Here is a 4,541-nt window from a genome sequence, read left to right on the forward strand (position 1 = left end):
ATGTTGATGCCGGCGCTGATGCCGCAGGTAATGCCGCTGCAAATAACTACCTCAGCAGTGCTCAACAAGCTCAGATGAAGAAAGAGTTAGAAGAGTGCCCTGATGATCAGTGTCGAAGAGATGTTAACGAAAAATGGTTCGAGATTGATGAACAACAAGATAGAACTTTTTCGACAGGAATTATGACTGGTCTCATTGCCGATATACCAATCAAGCTATACGAGTTAGCTGATGGCGCTGTGAAGAACATGATGTTACAAATAATGATATTTGCTAGCAATCCATGGGGGGGCGCGAAAAGGGCTGTTAAAGACATTGAAACAGGAGCGTCTTGGGTCGTGAGTGGACATGTGATTGATGATGCCTGGGAAGGTGCTGGTCAATTCTGGGGAGGTGTTGAGGATGCGTTTATAGGGGATATAGATTACGTAAAAGAGAATCTTGAAAAAGCGGGGGTTGACGGAGCTTTTAATGCTGGTTTTGAAAGTGGAAGATTATCAGCCGGAGTATTAGAAAACTTTGCTGGAGGAGCTGGAGCAGCCAAGGGAGCTATAAATCTTGGCAACAAGGCTGTGATCAAGTTCATTGCTAGGAAAGATTTTGCCCAATTCGCTTCCAAGAAAAATCTTGCAGAACTTGCAGCTCAAGGAGATCCTGACAAACTAGCTGCTAGGAAAGAACTAACTAAACTCGCTGCTAAAGAAAAAAAGCTTTGGTTAAAAAAGAAACCCACTAAATTTACCGATAGCAAATTTGGACAGACAAACAAAGCCTATCAGAGAGATGATTTGTTTGATCCTAATAAAAGGGTTAACTGGATGGAAAACAAAAAAGAAATGTGGGGCACTAATATTGATAGAATGGAAACAGGAAGAGCACCGATAGGATTTGATGGTCAGCCTGTTGAGTTGCATCACCTAAAGCAAACACATGAGGGTCCCATAGCAGAAATTGGCAGTAAAGATCATAACAAATATAATTCCGTGATTCATGCTCCTTCTAAAACACATCAATCGCTTATAGAGAGAGACAAGTTTGGTAAGTGGAGAGAGGAATATTGGAAGGAACGCGCTAAAGGATATAGAGAACAAACAAACAATAATTTAGGAGGAATAATTGATATGAAATGGAGTATCATAGGGATAGATTTTGACAGATGGGGACAGGAGCACCGGCAGTAATTCTCTACGGTTGATGAAAAGAGAAAAAAGAAACTTATAAAATAATTTATGGAGGATAATTGATGAAAACCTATACCTTAGCGGATGTCATAGAATTAGTTGATAAATATGATGGTGATATTGTTAGTTTTGGGATTGCAGAAAATGCGGTTGATGATCTCGTGATTGAAAAAGCAGAGAAAGCTCTCGGTTTACAATTCACATCTTCCTATAAAGCTTTTTTAAAACATTATAAAGGGGGAGACATTGCTGGTTACGAAATCTATAGCCTTTATAAAGAGTGTGGAGAAGATATTCCTTTTGATGACATTGTTTTACAAAACTTAAATTATTATAGAAAACATGGTTTTGTGACACCAGAACAGCTTGCCGTTAGCAGAACAGATTTTGGTGAAACCTTTTACTTTGATTATACACAGTTTAGGGATGGTGAATGCCCACTCTATGTCATGCTTCCATCTGAAGATTGCGAATATTACGCTAGCAATTTTTATGAATTCCTTTGCAAAAGAATTAAAGAAAGCGTGGGAGTTGAGATACCTGAAGGTGACCAACCGATTGAAAAGATTGAGAACACTCCCACTCCGCAACCTATCCCTTTTTACGAGCGTTTTTGGAAAAAATTATGGGGGAAATGACATGGGGGGAGGAAATACGTAACGTTTATAAGGTATATGCAGCAGATATTCCGAGTAGTGGTATTATTTGCGATCTCTTAATTCGCTTCTAAAAAAAATCTTGCAGAACTTGCCGCTCAGGGAGATCTTGAAAAACTTGCGGCGAAAAAAGAACTAACCAACCTTGCGGCTAAAGAAAAAAAGAATTGGTTAAAAAAGAAACCCATTAAATTTACCGATAGCAAATTTGATCAGACATACAAAGTCTATCAGAAAGACGATTTGTTTGATCCTAACAAAAGGGTTAAATGGACAGTAAACAAAAAAGAAGTGTGGGGCACCAATGTTGAGAGAATGGAAGCAGGAAGAGCACCGATAGGATTTGATGGAAGGTCTGTTGAATTGCATCATTTATCACAAACGCCTGAAGGGCCCATAGCAGAAATGAGCAAAGAATCTCACCAAAAATATAATTCCGTAATCCATGCTCCTTCCAAAACACATAAATCGCTTATAGAGAGAGAAAAGTTTGGTAAGTGGAGAGAGGAATATTGGAAGGAACGTGCTAAAGGATTTAGAGAACAAAAAAACAGTAGTTTAGGAGGAATAATCGATATGAAATGGAGTATCATAGGGATAGATTTTGACAGATGGGGACAAGAGCATCGGCAGTAATGCTCTACGGTTGATGAAAAGAGAGAAAAAAGAAGTTTGGAGAAATAATCGATGAAAACCTATACCTTAGATGATGTTGTAGAATTAATTGATAAATATAATGATATTATCAATTTTCGTACTGAAGAAAATGCGGCTGATGATCTACGGATTGAAAAGGAGGAGAAAGCTCTCGGTTTGCAATTCACATCGTCTTATAAGAGTTTTTTAAAAAAATATGTAGGAGGAGAAATAGGGGGTGAAGAAATCTTTAGCCTTTATAAGGAGTGTGGAGCAGATATCCCTGGTGGTGATATTGTTTTCAAAAACTTAAATGCTAGAAAACGTGGTTTTGCAACATCAGAACAGCTTATCGTGTGTTACGCTGATTTTGGTGAAACCTTTTATTTTGATTATACGCAGTTTCGGGATGGAGAATGTCCAATCTATGTTATGTATCCATTGGATAATTGCGAATATTACGCCAGTAATTTTTATGAATTCCTTTGCAAAAGAATTAAAGTACACGCGGGAGAAGAGATACTTGATGGTGACCAACCGATTGAAAAGATTGAGAACACTCCCACTCCGCAACCTATCCCTTTTTACAAGAGCTTTTGGAAAAAACTATGGAAGAGATGAAATTGATAGAGGAAATATGGAGCGTTTATAACGCAAGTTTTGAGGATCATCTATGAAAACCTATACCTTAGATGATGTTGCAGTATTAATTGATAAAGTGAATAAATATGATGATGAGATTATCAATTTGGGTAGTGAAGATGATGAAGAGAATGAAACAGATGATTTACAGATTGAAAAGGCGGAGAAAGCTCTCGGTTTACAATTTACATCGTCTTACAAAGTTTTCTTAAAAAAATATGGAGGAGGAGAAATTGGTGGTGAAGAAATCTATAGTCTTTATGGAGATTGTGGGGAAGGTATTCCTGCTGGTGATATTGTTTACCGAAACTTACTCGATAGAAAAGATGGTTTTGCGACACCAGAACAGCTCGTTGTGAGTTATGATCTTGATGAAACCTTTTACTTTGATTATACGCAGTTTCGGGATGGTGAATGCCCACTCTATGTCATGTTTGCGGATGAGGAGTCCGAATATTACGCCAGTAATTTTTATGAATTCCTATGCAAAAGAATTAAAGTACACGCGGGAGTTGAGATACCTGATGGTGATCAACCGATTGAAAAGATTGAGAACACTCCCACTCCGCAATCTATCCCTTTTTACAAGAGTTTTTGGAAAAAACTATGGAAGAGGTGAAATTGATAGAGGAAATATGGAGCGTTTATAACGCACGTTTTGAGGATCATCTATGAAAACCTATACCTTAGATGATGTTGCACAATTAGTTGATAAATATGAAGGTGATATTGTTAATTTTGCTAGCAAAGATAAGGAGGTTGGTGATCTCGTGATTGAAAAGGCGGAGAAAGCTCTCGGTTTACAATTCACATCTTCCTATAAAGTTTTTTTTAAACATTATAAAGGCGGGGACATTGGTGGTTATGAAATCTATAGTCTTTATGAGCATCCTATAGGTGTTCCTTTTGATGATATTGTTTTTCAAAACTTAAATGATAGAAAACGTGGTTTCGCAACACCAAAACAGCTTATCGTTTGTGATGCTGCTTTTGGTGAAACCTTTTATTTTGATTATACGCAGTTTCGGGATGGTGAATGCCCACTTTATGTCATGCTTCCATCTGAAGATTGCGAATATTACGCCAGTAATTTTTATGAATTCCTTTGCAAAAGAATTAAAGAAAGCGTGGGAGTTGAGATACCTGATGGTGATCAACCAATTGAAAAGATTGAGAACACTCCCACTCCGCAACCTATCCCTTTTTACAAGAGTTTTTGGAAAAAACTATGGAAGAGGTGAAATTGATAGTGAGGAAATATATAGTCTTTCTAGAGAGCCTAAGTATTACATAAGTAATTTTTATGTAAAAGAATTACAGATCATGCTGGGGGAATGATGATGCAAACCAAAGATGTCACAGAGATTTTAAAAAGACTGGGCTGGGAGCCTTATCGTGATAACGTGGGGGATACTTTTGCGCATTA

Annotated in this window: 6 protein-coding genes; all 6 read left to right on the forward strand. The window is 37.6% G+C overall.

Annotated features, from left to right (window positions below):
* On the forward strand, positions 1-1,181 hold a 1,181-nt coding region (locus ACFILL_RS08675), incomplete at its 5' end, for an HNH/ENDO VII family nuclease (protein WP_375643770.1).
* 62 nt (positions 1,182-1,243) lie between these two features.
* Positions 1,244-1,819 (forward strand): SMI1/KNR4 family protein, encoded by a 576-nt coding sequence (locus tag ACFILL_RS08680; RefSeq protein WP_375643771.1) that lies wholly within the window; start codon positions 1,244-1,246, stop codon positions 1,817-1,819.
* Positions 1,820-2,128: 309 nt separating this feature from the next.
* Positions 2,129-2,473, forward strand: coding sequence for an HNH/ENDO VII family nuclease (locus tag ACFILL_RS08685; RefSeq protein ID WP_375681096.1), 345 nt, complete (start codon positions 2,129-2,131; stop codon positions 2,471-2,473).
* A gap of 51 nt (positions 2,474-2,524) precedes the next feature.
* The gene (locus ACFILL_RS08690) at positions 2,525-3,094 is read left to right on the forward strand and encodes an SMI1/KNR4 family protein (RefSeq protein ID WP_375643774.1); all 570 of its coding nucleotides are present in this window, start codon (positions 2,525-2,527) and stop codon (positions 3,092-3,094) included.
* Positions 3,095-3,146: 52 nt separating this feature from the next.
* On the forward strand, positions 3,147-3,734 hold the full coding sequence (locus tag ACFILL_RS08695; protein ID WP_375643775.1) for an SMI1/KNR4 family protein: 588 nt from the start codon (positions 3,147-3,149) through the stop codon (positions 3,732-3,734).
* Positions 3,735-3,786: 52 nt separating this feature from the next.
* Positions 3,787-4,356, forward strand: a complete 570-nt coding sequence (locus tag ACFILL_RS08700; protein ID WP_375643776.1) for an SMI1/KNR4 family protein — start codon at positions 3,787-3,789, stop codon at positions 4,354-4,356.
* The last annotated feature ends 185 nt before the right edge of the window (positions 4,357-4,541 follow it).

This window comes from Bartonella sp. AP20NXHL (assembly GCF_042196165.1).
Classification (GTDB): domain Bacteria; phylum Pseudomonadota; class Alphaproteobacteria; order Rhizobiales; family Rhizobiaceae; genus Bartonella.